The 19678-nt window shown below is 38.2% G+C and carries 13 protein-coding genes and 1 pseudogene; 6 read left to right on the forward strand and 8 right to left on the reverse strand.

Features of this window, described 5'->3' with window-relative positions; genetic code table 11:
* Position 1 precedes the first annotated feature (1 nt).
* Together ATS71_RS12625 and ATS71_RS12630 are read left to right on the forward strand one after the other, a co-directional pair.
* On the forward strand, positions 2-541 hold the full coding sequence (locus tag ATS71_RS12625) for a DUF3833 domain-containing protein (protein WP_058405148.1): 540 nt from the start codon (positions 2-4) through the stop codon (positions 539-541).
* Between the two features lie 207 nt (positions 542-748).
* Positions 749-1024 carry an HU family DNA-binding protein gene (locus ATS71_RS12630; protein WP_006793424.1) on the forward strand — a complete coding sequence of 92 codons (276 nt, stop codon included), beginning with the start codon at positions 749-751 and terminating at the stop codon, positions 1022-1024.
* Positions 1025-1115: 91 nt separating this feature from the next.
* On the opposite strand, the gene ilvN is transcribed toward ATS71_RS12630, so the two are convergent.
* Both ilvN and ATS71_RS12640 read right to left on the reverse strand, forming a co-directional pair.
* Entirely contained in the window at positions 1116-1613 is a 498-nt protein-coding gene (ilvN, locus tag ATS71_RS12635; RefSeq protein WP_006793425.1) for an acetolactate synthase small subunit, read from the reverse strand.
* Positions 1613-3340: an acetolactate synthase 3 large subunit gene (locus tag ATS71_RS12640; protein WP_058405149.1), complete on the reverse strand. Its 1728-nt coding sequence runs from the start codon at positions 3338-3340 to the stop codon at positions 1613-1615. The genes ilvN and ATS71_RS12640 overlap by 1 nt, the downstream gene beginning before the upstream one ends.
* Before the next feature lie 481 nt (positions 3341-3821).
* On the opposite strand from ATS71_RS12640, the gene ATS71_RS12645 reads away from it, so the two are divergent.
* Positions 3822-6836, forward strand: a complete 3015-nt coding sequence (locus ATS71_RS12645; RefSeq protein WP_058405150.1) for an immune inhibitor A domain-containing protein — start codon at positions 3822-3824, stop codon at positions 6834-6836.
* Between the two features lie 53 nt (positions 6837-6889).
* Here the strand turns inward: ATS71_RS12645 and ATS71_RS12650 are convergent, their stop codons facing one another.
* The 6 genes from ATS71_RS12650 to ATS71_RS12675 form a co-directional block, all read right to left on the reverse strand.
* Positions 6890-7897: an isocitrate dehydrogenase gene (locus ATS71_RS12650; protein WP_006793428.1), complete on the reverse strand. Its 1008-nt coding sequence runs from the start codon at positions 7895-7897 to the stop codon at positions 6890-6892.
* Between the two features lie 186 nt (positions 7898-8083).
* Positions 8084-9772: a hypothetical protein gene (locus ATS71_RS12655; protein WP_058405151.1), complete on the reverse strand. Its 1689-nt coding sequence runs from the start codon at positions 9770-9772 to the stop codon at positions 8084-8086.
* A gap of 7 nt (positions 9773-9779) precedes the next feature.
* Complete coding sequence (locus tag ATS71_RS12660) at positions 9780-10166, reverse strand: DUF3192 domain-containing protein (RefSeq protein WP_058405152.1); 387 nt, start codon at positions 10164-10166, stop codon at positions 9780-9782.
* Positions 10167-10235: 69 nt separating this feature from the next.
* On the reverse strand, positions 10236-11009 hold the full coding sequence (gene xni, locus ATS71_RS12665) for a flap endonuclease Xni (protein WP_058405153.1): 774 nt from the start codon (positions 11007-11009) through the stop codon (positions 10236-10238).
* Positions 11010-11019: 10 nt separating this feature from the next.
* Positions 11020-12363, reverse strand: coding sequence for a nucleotide 5'-monophosphate nucleosidase PpnN (ppnN, locus tag ATS71_RS12670; RefSeq protein ID WP_058405154.1), 1344 nt, complete (start codon positions 12361-12363; stop codon positions 11020-11022).
* A 65-nt stretch (positions 12364-12428) separates the two neighbouring features.
* Entirely contained in the window at positions 12429-13964 is a 1536-nt protein-coding gene (locus tag ATS71_RS12675) for a GGDEF domain-containing protein (RefSeq protein WP_058405155.1), read from the reverse strand.
* A gap of 204 nt (positions 13965-14168) precedes the next feature.
* On the opposite strand from ATS71_RS12675, the gene ATS71_RS12680 reads away from it, so the two are divergent.
* The 3 genes and pseudogenes from ATS71_RS12680 to ATS71_RS12690 form a co-directional block, all read left to right on the forward strand.
* The gene (locus tag ATS71_RS12680) at positions 14169-15950 is read left to right on the forward strand and encodes a M61 family metallopeptidase (protein WP_058405156.1); all 1782 of its coding nucleotides are present in this window, start codon (positions 14169-14171) and stop codon (positions 15948-15950) included.
* A gap of 154 nt (positions 15951-16104) precedes the next feature.
* Positions 16105-18192, forward strand: coding sequence for a sensor domain-containing protein (locus tag ATS71_RS12685; RefSeq protein ID WP_058405157.1), 2088 nt, complete (start codon positions 16105-16107; stop codon positions 18190-18192).
* A gap of 429 nt (positions 18193-18621) precedes the next feature.
* Positions 18622-19553: pseudogene (locus tag ATS71_RS12690) on the forward strand (O-acetylhomoserine aminocarboxypropyltransferase/cysteine synthase family protein); the annotation flags it as partial.
* Between the last annotated feature and the right edge of the window lie 125 nt (positions 19554-19678).

Genomic DNA, 19678 nt, shown 5'->3' on the forward strand with positions numbered 1-19678 from the left:
AATGACTATTAATAACGCGTTAAAAATGACTTTTGTGTGCGTACTTGCGCTCCTTTTAGTTAGCTGCTCTGCACCTAGCGTTGAGCATTACAGTAAAACAACCCCCAATTTTGACTTTAAAACGTTCTTTAGCGGTAAATTAAAAGCCTACGGCGTAGTGCAAGACTTTAAAGGTGAATTAACCCGTAAGTTAGTAGTTGACATGAACGCTACGTGGGAGGGCAACCAGGGCGTTATAGAAGAAGATTTTGTGTATGATGATGGTGAAACACAAAAACGCATTTGGAAAATAACCCTTAACGATGATAACACGCTTACAGGTACTGCTGCTGACGTTCTTGGTGTAGCAAAAGGTAAGAGTGATGGCAGTGTATTTCATTGGAATTATAACGTTGAGCTTCCTTATGACGGGAGTACTTTAGACGTTAATTTTGATGACTGGATGTATTTGGTAACACAATCACGCTTGATTAACCGCACATCTATTGTTAAGTTTGGTGTCGAGGTCGGGGAAGTGACCTTAGTTATCGAAAAAATATAGTTTTTACATGTTGATGAACACGCACCAAAATTGTACAAAAATTAAGTCTTTGTTAACACAAGATGCTGTATTTTAGCGGAAATTAATATAATTTTATGTGTTTTATAAGATTTTAACTAAAAATTGCAATTTGCTGTTGCTAACTTTTAAAAAATACATAAAGATAGGTTTTGCGAAGGCAAAATAATAACGAATAGGAATCTAACAATGAATAAAGCTCAATTAGTTGAAAAAATTGCTACTGACGCGGAAATTTCTAAAGCCGCTGCTACCCGTGCGCTAGACGCATTTACTGGTGCTGTAACTTCTGCACTTAAAGAAGGTGATTCAGTAGCATTAGTTGGTTTTGGTACTTTCTCAGTAAAAGAACGTGCAGCACGCACTGGCCGTAACCCTCAAACGGGTGCTGAGATCCAAATCGCAGCGGCAACTATCCCAAGCTTTAAAGCAGGCAAAGGCCTTAAAGACCAAGTAAACCTATAATTGGTTTTACAAATTAATTGAAAAAAGGGCTAATAAGCCCTTTTTTTTTATATTCTAAAAGCCGTATTTAAACGGCTCCGTATCAGTAAAGTTAGGCTTTTAAGGCTTTATCGCCTCTGCCAATTCCAACTGCACCTGAACGCACAACTTCAATGATGTCTGTTTCATGGCGTAACGTATCTAAAAATGATTCTATTTTATCTGTGCTACTTACAAGTTGTAAGCTGTAACTCTGACGCCCCATATCTAAAATATCACCTTTAAACACATCGACCACACGCGTTACCGCTGCACGCGTTGTTTCATCTTGCGCAAATACTTTTACAAGAAGTAGTTCGCGTTCAATGTGGCTCATTTCAGTTAAATCAATAATTTTTAGAACATCAACTAGCTTATTTACTTGCTTGGTAATTTGTTCAACAATTCGGTCATCACCCATTGTTGTTATCGTAATACGAGACAAAGATTGATCGTCAGTGGTACCCACTGTTAGGCTATCAATGTTGTATGCCCGTTGCGAAAATAACCCTACAATACGAGATAGTGCACCGGGTTCGTTTTCTAATAATATCGATAAAATACGACGCATTATGCTTTTACTCCTTTACGTAACCACATTTCGTCAATGCCACCTAATTTAATTTGCATTGGGTATACATGCTCTTTCTCGTCTACAAGTATATCTAAAAATACGAGACGATCAGTTATGCTCATTGCTTTATCAATAGCGGGTTGGAGCTCTTCAAGCGTGTTTACCTGAATGCCAACGTGGCCATAGCTTTCAACTAATTTTATAAAGTCAGGCAACGAGTCCATATACGAGGAAGAATGACGTCCGCCATACACCATATCTTGCCATTGACGAACCATTCCTAATGAACGGTTATTGAGAGAAACCACTTTAACCGCTAAGTTGTACTGTAAGCACGTAGAAAGTTCTTGAATATTCATCTGAATAGAGCCATCGCCCGTTACACATACTGACTCTTTATCAGGAAATGCAAGCTTAACACCCATAGCGGCAGGTAAACCAAAGCCCATAGTGCCTAGGCCACCAGAGTTTATCCATTGGCGAGGGTACTTAAATGGGTAATATTGTGCTGCAAACATTTGGTGTTGCCCAACATCAGAACTGATGTAAGCTTCTCCTTCAGTTGCTTTATAAAGGGCTTCAATAACGGCTTGAGGTTTAATTTTTTCAGATGGTTGTTGTTTATATCCCAAACATTTTTGTTCACGCCAGCTAATAATTTGTCGCCACCAATCCTCTTGTGCACTGCGATCTATTTGGATTGTGCTTTTATCTATGCCGTCTTGTAGTTGTTTAAGTACCGTGTCTAAACAGCCTACAACAGGGATATGTGCTTTAATGGTTTTAGAAATCGATGTTGGATCTACATCAACATGAACAATAGTGGCGTTAGGGCAGAATTTTTTAACATTATTTGTCACCCGATCATCAAAGCGGGCACCTAATGCGAGTATAACGTCGGCGTTAGCCATCGCTTTGTTTGCTTCTAGAGTACCGTGCATCCCTAGCATACCAATAAAATTAGGGTGGACTCCTGATATACCACCAAGCCCCATTAAGGTGTTAGTTATGGGCGCATTTAATGATTCTACTAATCGAGTTAATTGCTCAGATGTGTTTGAAATAATAATCCCGCCACCAGAGTATATAACTAGCTTTTTAGCTTCCAAAATAGCAGCCACTGCTTTTCTAATTTGTTTTGAGTGGCCTTTTGTATTTGGGCTATATGTTCGAAGCTCAGTTGTTGTAGGAAAGTCGTATTCAAATTTGATTGTCGGATTTAGCATATCTTTTGGTAGCTCAACTACAACAGGGCCAGGGCGGCCAGTGCTTGCAATATAAAACGCTTTTGCCAAAATAGCTGGAATTTCTTGCGCGCTTCTGCAGTTAAAACTGTGTTTTACAATTGGGCGAGAGCAGCCAACGATGTCTGTTTCTTGGAAGGCGTCGTCACCAATTAAACTAGTGGGTACTTGTCCTGATAATACAACCATTGGAATCGAGTCCATATAAGCGGTTGCAATACCCGTAATACAATTTGTTGCACCAGGGCCTGAGGTAGCAAGAACGACACCGACTTCTCCGGTAGCACGTGCATAACCGTCAGCCATGTGTGTTGCTGCTTGCTCATGCCTAACTAAAATGTGTTCAATGTCATTTTGTTGAAAAAGTGCATCGTATAAATCCAATACCGAGCCACCAGGGTAGCCAAATATATATTTTACTTTTAATTCTTTTAATGCCTGAACGACTAGTTCAGAGCCATTATACTCTTGTTTGCTCATCCTCATTCCTCTGCGCTTTTTGTGCATAAAAAAACCCCCGCTTAAAGCGAGGGTTTTTAAAAAGCAGTATTACCTTTTAATACATCCCCGCTGGGCTTATTACTAAGACCAGTACGAGAACGACTAGAAGATTAAATTGTGTTTTCATAGTTATTTACTCTACTTAGCAAAACACTGCTTTGATGTGAAATTTTGTATAGGGCTATTTTTAAGTGTTTTAGGTGTGCATGTCAACCTTGAATGTGTATTTTTGCATTTTAAATTCATTTGCTGGGCCTTTTTGGCTTTTTAATGCTTTATTTGAATGGTATTTAAAGGTTTTAAGGAGATAATATGCAATTTGTTTATTTTCATTTACTTACTGTTGTTTTAGGCTTAAGCAAAAATAGGTTGCTAGCATATACTTTAAGCTAGTTTATAACCTGTTTAAATGATTGTTATTAGGTATGATGTGTCTAACAATCTGTTTGAGGAACACACAGTGAACAAAATAGCGTTACTTACTTTTTTTACTCTGTTTTTTAGCACTATCGCTACTGCTAAAGCACCGACTCCGCACGATTTAGGGGTGACTAACAAAGAACGTATTTTGTATTGGCTTAATAAAAAAGAGGGTTTAACTCCCGATGAGTTAGAAGCTTCTTATAATGAATTCATCAGTAATCAATCACCACTGCAACTGCCTTTAAAAAATGGGTTTCGTCAATCATCAGGCATATCATCGTATAACTCGTTACAAAATAAGGCCTTGTTTAAACAACAACCGAGTTTTTCAACAGGCTTAGTTCCTGATGAGCGAGTAAATACAGTTAAAGTGCTAACTATTTTAATTGATTTTCCTGACTTAAAACACGACGAAAACCAGTTAACTCCTCAAGATACAGACATGTTTTATGCCGATTACTCAGCCGAACATTACCAGCAGATGTTGTTTAATCTCAGTGGATATGAAGGTCCTAATGGAGAGACTCTTTCGTCTGCAGCTGAGTATTATGCAGCTGCTTCGGGCAACAGCTTAAATTTTGAAGGGCAAGTTTACGGGTGGGTAACTGCAAATAATAATGCTAAATTTTACGGTGAACGTTTAGGCTCCACCCGAGATAAAAACGCTCCAAGCTTAGTAAAAGAAGCTGTGGAAAAAGCGGTTGCCCAATTTAATATTAATTTAGCAGACTATGATCTAACCGACCTTTATGACATAGACGGTGACGGTATTACCGATGAGCCAAATGGGATAATCGATCATGTTATGATTTTTCATTCTAGTATTGGTGAAGAGTCGGGCGGTGGTTATTTAGCCACTGATGCTATTTGGTCACATCGCTTTTATGTTTTAGACGAAAATAGCCAACCTTCTGAAGTTGTTGGTAGTGACATTAAGCTATTTGGTTACACAATAAACCCTATCGATGCAGCCATTGGTGTTGTTGTTCATGAGTTTGGACACGATTTAGGTTTAAAGGATGAATATGATTTACAGTCTAATACGGTTGGTGAACCCGTTGCTTCATGGTCTGTTATGTCATCAGGTACGTGGGCGGGCTCTCCCAGAGGGTCTGAGCCGGTCATGTTCAGCCCTTATGCGCTAGAGTATCTACAAACACGCTACCAAGGTAATTGGGTAAACCAGCTTAGCCTTGATATGGATGAGATTAATGCCAATGCTGTGCAAGTGATAAATAATGCAGCAAGTACGTCTATATCACAAAGCCAAATAAAGGTTACATTACCACCAAGACTTGAAAAATTTAAAACCCCGGTAGAAGGTGTTTTTCAATATTATTCAAATACTGGCGATAATCTTAATACGAGTTTAGTAAATACCATTGATTTACCAAGTACAACTGAGTCGCTTATGCTGAGCTTTGTTGCCTTTTATAGCATTGAGAAAGATTACGACCTAGTCCAAATAACGGTTAATGGTATGCCTATTGCTGGTAACTATACACAATCTATAAACCCTTACTATGGCAATATTGGCCCTTATATTACAGGCGATTCATTTTTAAATGCTGATGCGCAGCTTCCTAACGGTTATTTAATACACCAATTTGATTTATCTGCTTATGCAGGGCAAACAATAGAGTTGCAAGTACAATACTTAACAGACGCTAATACGCACTATTATGGCTTTGTTATTGACGATATGCGTATTGAGCAAAGTGGTTCATTAATTTGGCAAAATAACGCAGAAACTCAAAGCACTATCACCTTAGCCGGCTTTTCAAAGGTGGGTAGTTATGTATTTGCTAGGCCATCGTATTACTACCTGCAGTTGCGTGACTATTCGGGTGTAGATAGTGGATTGCAAAAAGAAGGTTACTCGCCGGGGTTATTACTGTGGTACAGCGATGAGTCGCACACTGATAACAATACAACTGAGCACCCCGGCAGTGGTTTTGCATTGGTTGTTGACGCAGATCAGCGTGCTATCAATAAAGGAGGCACGCAATCACCAGCAAATACAGCTATTCAGGTACGAGATGCCGGATTCAGTCTTTATGCTCAGCGAGCTGGGCTAGGAGATAATGACTTATCTGCTATTAGTTCTTTTAGCGATAAGACGGACTTCAGCTTTGCAGAACAAGCAGAATCGGGTGTTAAATTACCACAAGTTGGTTTTGGTTTTACGCTCACAAACCAAGAAAGCAATAATGGAAGCATTGAAATATTATTAAATTATGAGCCATTAAATGGTATTAGTTACTCACTCTCAGATTTCACAGCTGATTTTAAAGTAGAAGGGTTATCGCTTTCACCATCTGACACGTTTATTTGGGGCTTTGGTGACGGAAAAACAAGTTCTGAATTATCCCCCTCGCACGTTTTTGAAGGTTACGGACGCTATGATGTTACATTTACGGCAAGTAACGGTAACGATGAGCAGACAGCAACAACGACAGTAACCATTGTTGCTCCCCTGAGTATCACTGCAATTGATTACGAAACAACACAAGGGCTATTCACAGCACAAGCTGACGTTGAAGGAGGGTTAGCGCCGTACAGTTACCAGTGGAATTTAGGCGATGGCAGTTCGTTAGCATCACAAAGCGTTTCACATAACTATTTATACTCGGGTGATTATTCAGTGTCGTTTACCGTGACTGATGACCAAGGGGTGTCGGTATCTCAAAATGTAAATGTAAACGTTAATGTTCCACTAGCAGTTAATACCACTTTTTCAACGAATAACTTAACGGTTCAATTTAATGCCGATGTAATAGGTGGCTTTAAAAATTATGCTTACACTTGGGATTTTGGTGACGGCAGCGACCTATCTCAAGTTCAAAACCCACGTCATACGTATCAAAGTGCTGGCAGTTACTCTGTGGCTTTAACCATAACAGACACAAATACGGGGGAGGTTATCAGTGAAAACTTGTCTGTAACTGTAGCGCAGCCAGAAAATAATAATGGTTCAAGCTCTAGTGGCGGGGCGCTTGGCGGGTTATTAATTTTAATGTTGTTAATTTCAATTAGGTCAAAACGTTTTTAAACGGCATAAAAAAGCCAGCATTAAACGCTGGCTTTTTTGAACGTCCTATTAAATTACAGACGGTCAATCACTGATTGTGTGAAATCAGTTGTTCCGTGGCTGCCACCTAAATCACGTGTAGTGCGGTCACCTGATTTGATTACATCAGCAACGGCGCTGCGTATACGCTCTGCTGTGTCACCCATATTTAAGTGCTCTAACATTTGAATAGATGCTAAAATTACAGAAGTTGGATTTGCTAGGTTTTTACCTGCGATATCTGGCGCGCTACCGTGCACAGCTTCAAAAATTGCAGCATCTTCGCCAATATTTGCACCTGGTGCCATACCTAAACCGCCCACTAAGCCAGCACATAGGTCTGATAAAATGTCACCAAATAAGTTTGTAGTAACAACTACATCAAACTCTTCAGGTGTCATTACAAGCTTCATACAGGTTGCATCAACAATCATTTCTGTTGATTCAATTTGTGGGTAACGCTCAGCTACTTCACGAGCAACTTTTAAAAATAAGCCAGACGTAGACTTTAAAATATTTGCTTTGTGAACAGCGGTTACTTTTTTACGGCCTTCACGCACTGCAAGTTCATAAGCAAATGTTACAATTTTTTCAGCGCCTTCACGTGTTATTACTGATTTTGCTTCAGCTTCATTGCCATCTTCACTCACTACTTGGCCTGCACCTGAGTACATGCCTTGTGTGTTTTCACGAATAGTGATGATGTCAATATCATCGTAACGGGCTTTAGTGCCCACAAATGATTTTACAGGGCGAACGTTTGCGTATAACCCAAATTGCTTGCGCAGTGTTACGTTGATAGACGTAAAACCTTCACCTACAGGGGTAGTTAATGGACCCTTAAGTGTAATTTTGTTTTTAGCAATGGTATCGATCGTCTCTTGTGGAAGTAACTCACCTGTTTTCTCAAGAGCGGCTAGGCCAGCATCAACAAATTCATAATCAAAATCGCATCCTGCGGCTTTTAGTATTTCAAGTGCTGAGTCGATGATGCTCGGACCGATGCCGTCGCCTTTGATCACTGTGATGGTTTGTTTGGCCATTAACGTTTCCTTTAAAGAGTTTGATGTGCACATAAAAAATTACTCTAAAAGAGTAACTGCTTGTTAGGTAATTTATGTGAATGATTGAAAATTTTAAGGGCGCATTTATACCAATTTACCACTTATTTTGCCAGTTTATAGAATAAATAATGGGTATAATTTCTATTTATAGTGGTAATAAACGAACTAAATATTGTTATATATTTGTAAACCCGCTAATTGGGCGTAAAAAGGTCGCTCATCATCCCAGCCATTTAGTCTTAGTTGCTCACTCAGAGTTTGCTGTTGCCATGGGGTTAATTTTAGCTCAGGTTTGAAAACCCGTTGAGCAATCACTTTTAAAGCAACCCATAGCTTATGCTCATTTGTTAGCTGTTTTTTTGCTGTTTGCTCTGCCTGTAACAACATGTTTGCCCAAGGGTTATCGCTTAGTAATTGCAAAAGCAATGCTTTAATATGCTCATTATTAATATTAGCTACACCAAAAAATGCACTAAATGGAGTGCTTAACGTTTTGTTTGGCACTTCATCGATAGCTATTTTTCGTGTTAAGCGAGTACTGCATTGGGTTAACAAAAAATGAGTATATGCGTACAAAGGTAAAGTGATGTGCTCAAATTGATACTGCTTATTGTGTGTTACCAATAAAGCCATTATTTTTACCAAACAGTCTAGTCGATTTAATATAAACTTTTGTAGTGGATGGGGTGTTGAATTAACCAATTGCTCAAATACGACGCGCTGAATAATAGCAGGCGCATTATTGTATCCAACCATAGACAAGCTATGGCGCAGATCTTTAGCTGCTTGATGTTCTTTATTATAAGGTTTAACGGCTTCACATACTCGCGCAATAATCTCAGGGTGATGAGCCATTATTTTATTCAAACCTTTAAAACTATATTCTTGGTTAACTTTAATTTGACTAATTAACTCAATTAGTTGCCTTGGTTTATCTAAACTGCTTGGCTCGTTAATAGTAATATGTTCACTGTTCCATACACTGTATAGAAGCTTTTTATCTGCACATTTCCATTGTTTGGGGTTGTCTTTTAATGTCGCTTTTACTCTAAACCAAGCTAATTTTTGTTTATTTTCAGGGGTAACTATTATATGCCTGTTTTGTTTATCGGTTGCTAGATAAACCATATTTTGATCTTGATACACAACTCGGCTACCAGCCAAAAATGCCCCTACGTGGGCAACGTAAGATTTAATTAAATGTTGTGCAAAAATATTTGGCGTGCGTAAATATAAATCGGACAAGGCCTGATAAAAGCTTATGTGCTTTTTAGCAGGGGTATGGGTTATATTCATTGCTATTATATTAGCGAGTGCAACAAGCGTAATTCCACCATCGTAAAGCATTATCTTTGGTGTATTTACGAGAGCTTGCTTATATTTATTTAGTTTTGCGAGTATATGTGTAATCGGTGCAGCGCTATTGCCACAGCTTAACATTATTTTTGCTGCAAATTGGTGGCGCAGCTGCCAAATCTTTTTATCGTTAGCACTAAATTCAGATTGTTCAGCTAGCTTGTTTAGTTGCGAGCAGACACACAAATGCTCCACAAGTGCGGCGTTTATGTAAAGTTCGGTTAGTTTTTTGTCGTAATTTTGGCTAGCACATAAGCTTGCAGTAATGACACACTGGCTTATCACTAAATTAGTTGAATAGCTGTAGTGGGAATTAAATAACGTTAATTTGGATAGTAGTGCATTAGGGCAGTGTTCGTATAAGACTCTATACTGTTCGGCTAATTTACAGGCCATAGGGTATAAGGCTTGCCAATGGTCTTTATTATTATAGCCAATTAAAAAACGCTGCGTATTTTCGTGCAGTTGTTTTAAACGATTTGCAAGGGGCTCATCCATTATGCCTTCACCTAATTTCTTCCTGATATTTACTATATGCACTTGGTCCCCATAAAATTAGCTGGCCATTTTTAAATAATAAGCCTGTGCATTCATCCATCGTTGTTATACCGTCTGACGTAATATGCTGTGTGCGATAAAAAATAATTTGTAATACTTGTTCATTATCGCGCTTGGCAAATGTTAAGTCTGGGCTACCAAGGTAATCAAGTACGGTGTTGAGTGTAGTTTGAGAATCTAGCGAAAGCTTTTCAATGTAGCGCTTATTAAATGATTCTCGATCTTGCCAAATCATTGCTTGTGGATCGTCTTTGTAAAAAGCAATCACTAAGGTTGCAATGAGCGCGTATAGCCCCAACCCTAAAATTAAATACCGTATAAACTTTTTCAACACTATTTACCTTAAATGCTACCACGGGTATTAGTATACGTTTTGTTATAAATACACGCTATTTACTTGCGACTAATTAAGCCTAAGCTGCTTTAAACTAAACCCTAAATTTATATCTGTTCTTAAACTAACCAATTGTTTAGATATAACGAACATGTCCATATTGGCTTCAAGTTTTTTGCGTAGCGCTGTGTTTAGTAATTCATCACTCAATGCTTCATTTATAGAGGTGTAATTATTAACAAGCTGCTGAGCTGATTTTATACCAACTCCTTTTACACCAGGTATGTCATTCGTTTTATCGCCTGCAAGTGCCCAAAAATCGACGAGTTTATTTTTTTCTACACCAAAGCGCTCTTCCATTGTGGGTTCATCTAAATACTGCCTTTTAAAATAATCATAAATCTGTATTTCATTGTTTAAATACGGTAAAAATCCCTTGTCAGTAGATACAATCGTATTCATTATTTTTTTATCAGCGGCTTTGCAAGCAAGCGTAGCAATAATATCATCAGCTTCATCATTTATTGGTTCAAACACAATAATACCGGTTTCCTCAATTGCTGATTTAAAATGATGTAACGCACCTTTTAGTGTTTCGGGCATCGGGGCTCTTGAGTGTTTGTAATGTTCATAAAAGTGATAGCGCCAACTTTTATCTCCGTCAAACACTGCAATTGCATGCGTTGCTTGCGTTATGCGAAGCAATTTTTTGCATGCTTGCGCTACACGCTCACTGCACGTAAGTATTAATTGGTCTTCGTTGTTGTGTTTTTGGTTTACATCAACTGCATAAATGCGCCTAATTAAATTAAGCGCATCAATTAATAATAAATGGGGTTTCAAACTATATGACTCATGCTTTTATTTTGTAACACGGAGTATACTTACTGCCAGGTAATTTCATGCGGCCTTGGTCAACAAAGGCTTGTAAAAGTACATCCATATCTTGCATTAATGCAGGTTCACCACTGAGAGTATAAGGTCCATGTTGTTTAATAGCGCGTACTCCCTCATCTTTAACATTACCGGCAACAATACCCGAAAACGCACGTCGTAAGTTTGCTGCAAGCTGTTGTTTTGGTTGATCCAAGTGTAAATCTAGGTTTGCCATGTTTTCATGTGTAGGTGCAAAGGGCTGCTGAAAATCGTTATCAATTTTAAGCGTCCAATTAAAATAGTATGCATCGCCCTCACTTTTTCTATACTCGCGAACATTAGCCATTTTAGATTTTAGTTTTTGTCCAACTAAACTGGGATCGTCAATAATAACTTCAAATTTGTCTAGCGCTTCTTTTCCGAGCGTCATTTCAATAAATTCGCACAGTTTTTCAAAGTAATCTTTGCTTTGTTTTGGTCCGGTTAAAATAACGGGTAAGCACTGCTTTTCGTTATCTGGATGCAATAAAATGCCTAATAAATACAATAATTCTTCGGCAGTGCCCGCACCGCCTGGAAATATAATAATTGCATGGGCTGTGCGTATAAATGCTTCTAACCGTTTTTCTATATCTGGCAATATAACGAGTTCGTTTACTATTGGGTTAGGGGGTTCTGCTGCAATAATGCTGGGCTCTGTTAGTCCTAAATAACGATTGTTTTTAATACGTTGTTTTGCATGGCCTATAGTAGCGCCTTTCATTGGACCTTTCATTGCACCAGGTCCGCAACCAGTACAAATATTTAATCCACGCAGGCCCAATTCATAACCTACTTGTTTGGTATACTTATACTCAATTTCGTTTATTGAATGCCCGCCCCAACAAACCACCATATTGGGCTCGCTATTTACACGAAGCGCATGCGCATTTCTAAGCATGTCAAACACCATATGAGTAATGGCTTTTTGTTCTTTTAGATCTTTTTCGTACTTTTGACAAATAAATAAAATATCGCGGATAACTGAAAATATGTGTTCGTGTATACCGGTGATTATTTCACCATCTACAAAGGCAGTTTGAGGTGGGTTTTCAAGCTCAATTTTTATTCCGCGCTCTCGGCTGAGTAAGCGAATGTCAAAGTCTTTATACTTGTCGTATATTTGCGAACTTTCGTCGGTATGGCTGCCTACATTGAGTACCGCTAATACACAATTTCTAAATAGTTTATAACGCTCGCTAGTTGAGGATTGTTCTAATAAATCAACCTCTAACTGAGATAGTAAATCTAATACACCAGTTGGGTTTAACTGTATTAACATGGGCGTACTCCTTGCTATTTATGTAAATTACTACTGAGCCATACATTATTTATAACCGTGTGGCATTATTTACTTATACAAAGCCGGTCTCTACCAGTATTTTTGGCTTCATACAAAGCATCGTCAGCTCTATCAAAAGCTTTAATTGGGGTGTCCCCTTTTTTTAACTGCGTAGCGCCTACGGAGATAGTTATTTCAATTTGCTTATCTTTAAATTTAAACGGAATATTTTTAATAACTTTTCTGAGTTTTTCAAGCGGTGCAACAGCATTATCAACTGTGGTTTCACTCATTAATAGGACAAATTCTTCACCGCCATATCGCGCTATAAAATCAGATTTTCGTATCGATTTTTGTAATGCTTTTGCGATCACTTGCAACGTAATGTCGCCAGCTGTATGACCAAACCTGTCGTTTATTGATTTAAAATGATCAACATCTATAACGACCAGCGTAACATTTGATTGCTGAACATTAAATAAATGCATTTCGTGGTTATAGCGTTCGTCAAAAGCGGCTCTATTAGGTAATTTTGTTAAGCCGTCTAGTAGGCTTTTAAAGCGTTGATCGTTTAAGCGCTTTTTGTATTTTGTTAGTTTTGTTTCAAGCGTACCAATACGGCCATTAATCTCATTAAAACTCGATACAAGTATTTCCCTGTCTTGGCGTTCTAGTTTTTCTTTTGCCATAAAGTCTTGAGTCAACGACTTTAGTTCATTATCAACAAGCTCTTTTAAAGATGAAATAGAAGTAGCGGATTGTGTTTTTTCGTTTAAGTTTTCTATTTTACTTTTAATATTTTTATTGAGGGTCTCAAACTCAGCCCCCATTGACGTCGAATGTTTACTTGTAGCGACTATTGATTTGTGAAGTTCTTCAATTGTCTGGTTAAGCGATGATAAAAAGCTTTGAGCTGACTCGCGTTCTTTATTTATATTTTTTACGACAACAGTAATTATGTTTATGGCCGTATCGAGCAAAGAGCCTAAATTATCGCTTTCAGATATGATGCTTTTAATACGCTTAATTTCTATTGTTGCTTCATCTTCAAGAACTAAGTCGTTAGCGAGTTCAAGTAGTTTTTGTGCTAATGCAGGCGTCGCTTCACAAGTAATCTTGCTATCTGCACGTAGTTTTGTGTTTAGCGCATGGTGATAAAAGCTAATTAATTTTTCCAGTAACGGAATAAAGTCATGAGTGGAATGAACGTTATTCATTTCGTGATCGAGTAAATTTCTTAATGAACGGCGTGTGCCTTCTGGCAAGCCTTTGGTTTTTTGGAGTTGTCTGCCCGCTGATAAAACACTTTCTTGTAGGTCACGTTGTTGCGAAAGTTGAATGGACTCTTGTTTTTTTAACAGCTTTATTGTTTCGTCAATTAAAGGGGATAAATCATCAAAACCAACGCCTTTGTTGAGTGCACTTCTAAAGTTAGCAAGTCTGTTGTCAAGTTCTGTGTCAAGACCCTTACACGCTAAGGATAATTTAGATGAAAAAATAGAGAGGGTGTCTACTTGATGTTTTCGCGCGTCTTCCAGTGCCATGCGCGCACCAATTGCTTGTTTTAGTTTTCTCTCTGTAGCAGTAGATTTTTCTGACACCTAGGCAGCCACCATGATTTGTAATTTTGTTACTCTAAGTCTACAACAAATTTATATTAAGTGTAGTTATCTCGGTAAAAACTCTATATTTTTATTAGCCTTGTGCGTACAAACTCGTATACATGAGGGTTTATCGCTTTTAATTCACATTTAAATGTTCGCTTGATAACCTTGGCTGCAATCAAGGTCTTAAATAGAGTTTATATGAAAAAGTTATTAGTTTTATCAATTTGTGCTGCATTATCGGCATCTGCTTTTGCTGATGTTGACTACTCATTGAGTATCGATGAGCCTCAGCATCATCTTGGTGATGTTCGCGTTCAATTTCCTAAGTCAGCACAAGCTCATCTTGATATTAAATTACCTTCTTGGCGCACCGGCCGTTATGAAGTCCTTAATCTTGCCAATGGAGTACGTTATTTTAACCCAGCGGATAAAGAGGGTAATCCTCTAAAGTGGGAAAAAATTGATCACAGTACATGGCGTGTCCATATTGATACACCCACAGAAGTAAGTGTAGGTTATCAGGTTTACGCCAATGAACTAGGTAAGCGTGCTCGCCACATTGATGATAGCCATGCTTTTATAGATGCTTCTGGCTTTTTTATGTTCAGCGAATCATTTCGTCAAGAGCCTGTAACGGTTAAATTAGAGGTTCCTAAACTGTGGCGTTCTGTTTCTGGGATGGCTAATTTAAATTCAACACACTCGTTTATAGCAGCTAATTACGATGTACTCGTGGACTCGCCTATTGAAACAGGTATTAACCAACTCCATTCCTTTAGCGTTGATGGGCGTGAGTACGAATTGGTAATTTGGGGCGAGGGGAACTACGACGTTGAATTAATGCTGCGTGATCTCAAAAACCTAGTCACAACAGGTAATGTAATTTGGGATAGCTACCCGTATGAACGCTATGTATTTATGGTGCATGCAACGTCTGGCGCAGGGGGGGCAACTGAGCATTTAAATTCGACCATAATTCAACGCCCACGCGACCGTTTTGGTAGCCGCGAAGATTATTTAGGCTTTATTAGTACCGCTGCCCACGAATTTATTCATACTTGGAATGTAAAAGCATATCGTCCAGAGGGGTTGGTACCTTACGATTACACTAATATGAATTATTCAAAATTACTTTGGATAGCAGAAGGTTCAACAAGTTACTTTGAGGATCATTTGTTAGTACGCTCAAAAATTGAGACGATTGATGAGTTTTTTAATGGATTGACAAAAACCATAAATCGACACTTACAAACACCAGGTAGAGACGTTCAAAGTGCCAGTGAAACAAGTTTTGACAAGTGGATTAACCAAGGTGGAGATCACGGACGTAATTACAGTACAAATATTTATTCAGAGGGTTCATTGCTCTCAATGGTCCTTGATATAAACCTATTAGAAAAAACAGCAGGTAAAGTCAGTTACCGGGATGTGCATAAAGCACTCTATAACAACCATAAGTTACCATTAGGTTTTAATGAAAAAGACGTACTAAGCATTTTACAAAACCTGACGGGTCTCGATTATTCAAACTGGTGGAAAGAGTATGTTGATTCACCTGCAAAAATTGATTTTGACGAATTACTCAATAAAGTAGGTTTGGTTTTTGAGCGACCCAAAGACGCTAAGGCTGTTGCCAGCATAGATGCAGTAGCTAAAAATACCGGGCAGCTTTTAACATTAACACATGTTCAACGTGGTGGTAGTGCGTGGAAAGCGGGATTAACGACCAACGATAAAATCGTAGCTATAAACAAGCATCATGTAGGAAAAGATCTGAAGTCGACCCTTGAAACCTTTAGTCCGTCAGATAAGGTAACCATTGACTTTATTCGTCGTGATTCACTGCAAAGCCTTACCTTAGTGTTAACTGAAAAGTTTGATAAGCCCAAAAAGGTAACAGCAAATCCCCAAGCAACTACAGATCAAAAAGCACGCTTCAAAGCATGGATGGGAGTTGAACACCCAAATGATGTTAAATAGAATTTAACAACACTAATAAAGGAGCTAAGGCTCCTTTATTATTATTTTAACAGTGAATAATACACTTAAGCTTACTTTTGAATATATGTGTATGGAAATTCAACAATTAACTTCTATTATAAAATGAGAAAATTTTATAGGAGATAACCACAATATGAGTTCCAACACGGTTGTTAATCAATTATCTAAACAGTTTGTTACTAACGATTCATTGCACCAACTATTTGAAAGTGTAAATTCAATTTCAGTGCAAGGTTATGATGAACAAAGACGAGTTGTGTATTGGAACAAGGGAAGTGAATTACTTTATGGGTTTAAATCAGAGGAAGCATTTGGAAAGAAGTTAGAAGACCTTATCGTACCCGCTCCGATGAAAGACATGGTAGTTGAGGCTCATACAAAGTGGATAAATGAAGGCGTAGCAATACCCGCTGCAGAAATACTACTTAAGCATAAAAATGGAACTGATATATACGTTTATTCAAGCCACGTAATGTTTGAAAATGAATTTAAAGTCAAGCAAATGTATTGTATAGACATTGATTTGTCGGATGTAAAAAAGGCCCAAGCCATTGCTACTTTTAAAGAGCAAATGCTGAAAACAATCTTTGAAGCAATCCCTGATTTACTCTTTTTAATGGATCATGATGGAATCATCATTGATTACCATACTAATAACAAAAATACCCTTTATGTATCCCCTGAAAAGTTTATTGGTAATAGTATGCTTGATATTTTACCAAAGGGTGTTGCAAAAAAATTTGAAATACATATCGCTAAAGCAATCGAACAAGAAGAGATGGTGACATTTAAATATGAGCTTACAGTACGCCAAGGCTTAGCCTACTTTGAGGCAAGGATAAATAAAGTCTCTAAGTATGACCAAATAATGATAATTATTCGAGATATAACCGAACAACACCAATCAGAACAATTAATTCGTAAACAAGCTTATTTTGATAGCCTTACACAATTACCAAACCGCTTACTAGCCCTCGATCGATTATCACAGGTAACAGTAGAAGCCGATCGCAATGATGAAAAAGCCGCGATATTTTTTTTAGATTTAGACGACTTTAAAAAAATAAATGATTCACTTGGCCATGAGGCTGGCGATAAGGTTTTGATTGAAACAGCTAACCGCCTGCAAAGCGCTTTGAGAAAAGCAGATACAATTGGTCGACTAGGAGGAGATGAATTTATAATTCTGTCTAAAGGAATTTCTACTCAGCAAAATGCAGTGGGTATTGCTGAAAAGATTCTACAAAATTTTAGAGACCCCTTCACAATTGAAGGCCGTGAGTTAATGTTAACAATTAGTATTGGTGTGGCAATATTTCCAGATAACGGCAAAACGGCTTCTGATTTACTGAGAAATGCAGATACAGCGATGTATCAGGCAAAAGCACTCGGGCGCAACACATATTCGTTTTTTACCAGTCAAATGAATACCGTTATTCAACGACGCCTAGCAATAGAAGAGCAAATGCGAGGTGCTCTACAGCGAAAGGAGTTTATCCTTTATTACCAACCGCAATTTGATGTTAAAAACAATGAAATTACAGGCGCAGAGGCATTACTACGGTGGCTAAACCCTGTACTCGGTAGCGTGGCACCAGATGAGTTTATCCCTATTGCAGAAAAAACAGGCGTAATTATTTCTATTGGTGAGTTTGTTATTAAAGAATCACTTCACTTACTCAAACGATGGAAAAACGTAGAAAAGTTAAATAAAGATTTTACTATCGCTGTAAATTTATCTCCAAGTCAATTTAAAGATTTAAGTCTGTTTAACTTTATTAAAACATCGTTATTAAATGCGAATATTGAGCCTAAAAACCTTGAGCTTGAAATTACAGAAGGAGTGTTGATGACTGGAGAGTCCACCATTACTGACACTTTAACCAACATCACAAATTTAGGGGTTATTCTATCCATGGATGATTTTGGGACGGGTTATTCATCACTTAGCTACTTAAGGCAATACCCGTTTAATGTATTAAAAATAGATCGTGGTTTTATTGGGGGGATTACTGAAAACAATGAAGACTACAGCTTAGTAGAGGCAACAATTGCAATGTCGCATGGTTTAGGGTTAAGAGTGGTTGCTGAAGGAGTTGAAACTCAAGAACAACTCACAATATTAAAAGAACTTGGTTGTGATTTTGCTCAAGGGTATTATTTTAGTAAACCAATACCTGAGCAAGACCTCATTGATTTTTCGATACGTTTTTATAGTTAACTTGCAGTAAACCTTTTAAAGGGTGCGATGTAACTACCGTGTTTAAATAACATTTTATATACGGTTTTCGAATTCAAACATAAATCGATTTAAGACTTCGTTTAATTAATTACTTCCACATATTGCGGCATGAGCGCGTATTTTAACGTTTTGACTGTGCTATCGCTCTTAAATCTGTTGAGTTATATCTGCACGTCGGATTCAGCGTCTGCTATGTTTTGAGGTGACAATTTAATAGACAATAAGAAGTGCCAAGTTTAGTTCATGCTCTAGTATTAGCTGGTAGGAACTCCAAAACCAAATTAACTAGTTTAATCTTAATTTATAGATTTAACGATTATACTATTCTTTTCTTGTGGGTTTGTATTTTTACGTGCATTTAATTACCCTTAAGTGGTGTGTTTTAATAATTTACCAAAGGAATTAATTATGAAATTAGAGTCTTTAGCACTACACCATGGTTACGAGTCTGAAGAATCCACGAAATCAGCAGCAGTGCCTGTTTATAATACCTCATCGCACACGTTTGATAACACGTAACATGGTGCCGATTTATTTGATTTAAAAGTACCTGGAAATATCTATACCCGCATAATGAATCCGACCAATGCGGTACTTGAGCAGCGTATTGCGGCAATGGAAGGCGGCATTGGTGCGTTGGCTGTAGCCTCGGGTATGGCGGCGATTACCTATGCGATTCAATGTTTATGTGAAGTAGGTACTAATATTGTAAGCACCAGCCAAGTGTATGGCGGCACTTATAATTTATTTGCCCATACATTACCACGCCAAGGTATTGAAGCGCGTATGATTAAGGCTGATGACTTTAGCGCATTCGAGGATGCCATTGACGACAATACCCGTGATATTTTTGTGAATCTATTGGTAACCCTGCAGGTAATATTGTTGATATTGAGCGTTTAGCTAAGATTGCTCATAGCAAAGGTGTGCCACTTATTGTTGATAATACCGTTGCTACGCCGTATTTATGTCGGCCATTTGAGTTAGGTGCCGATATTGTGGTGCACTCACTCACTAAATATATTAACGGCCATGGTACCGCGATTGGCGGTATGATTGTTGATTCGGGCAAGTTTGACTGGAAAGCCAATGCGACTCGTTTTGTGATGATGAATGAGCCTGATCCGTCGTACCATAATGTAGTGTATACCGATGCATTTGCTGAGGCGGCGTTTATTGGTCGTTGCCGCGTTGTACCACTTAGAAATACCGGTGCGGCGCTTGCGCCTAAAAACGCATCTGATATTTTAATTGGCCTTGAAACGTTGGGGCTAAGAATGGATCGCCACTGCGAAAACGCGCAAAAAATTGCTGAATATTTAGAGAGCCATCCTAAGGTGCGGTAATCCCGCCATTTTTAATGGAGGCTATCTGTAGAATTTTCGTTGTTTAACTTTTCCAGTTTTTGTATGGGTGTTATGCCACCTATGCCCATGTTAGGGCGTTCATTATTATAAGTCCATAA

Source organism: Pseudoalteromonas sp. H71 (assembly GCF_001468485.1).
GTDB lineage: Bacteria > Pseudomonadota > Gammaproteobacteria > Enterobacterales > Alteromonadaceae > Pseudoalteromonas.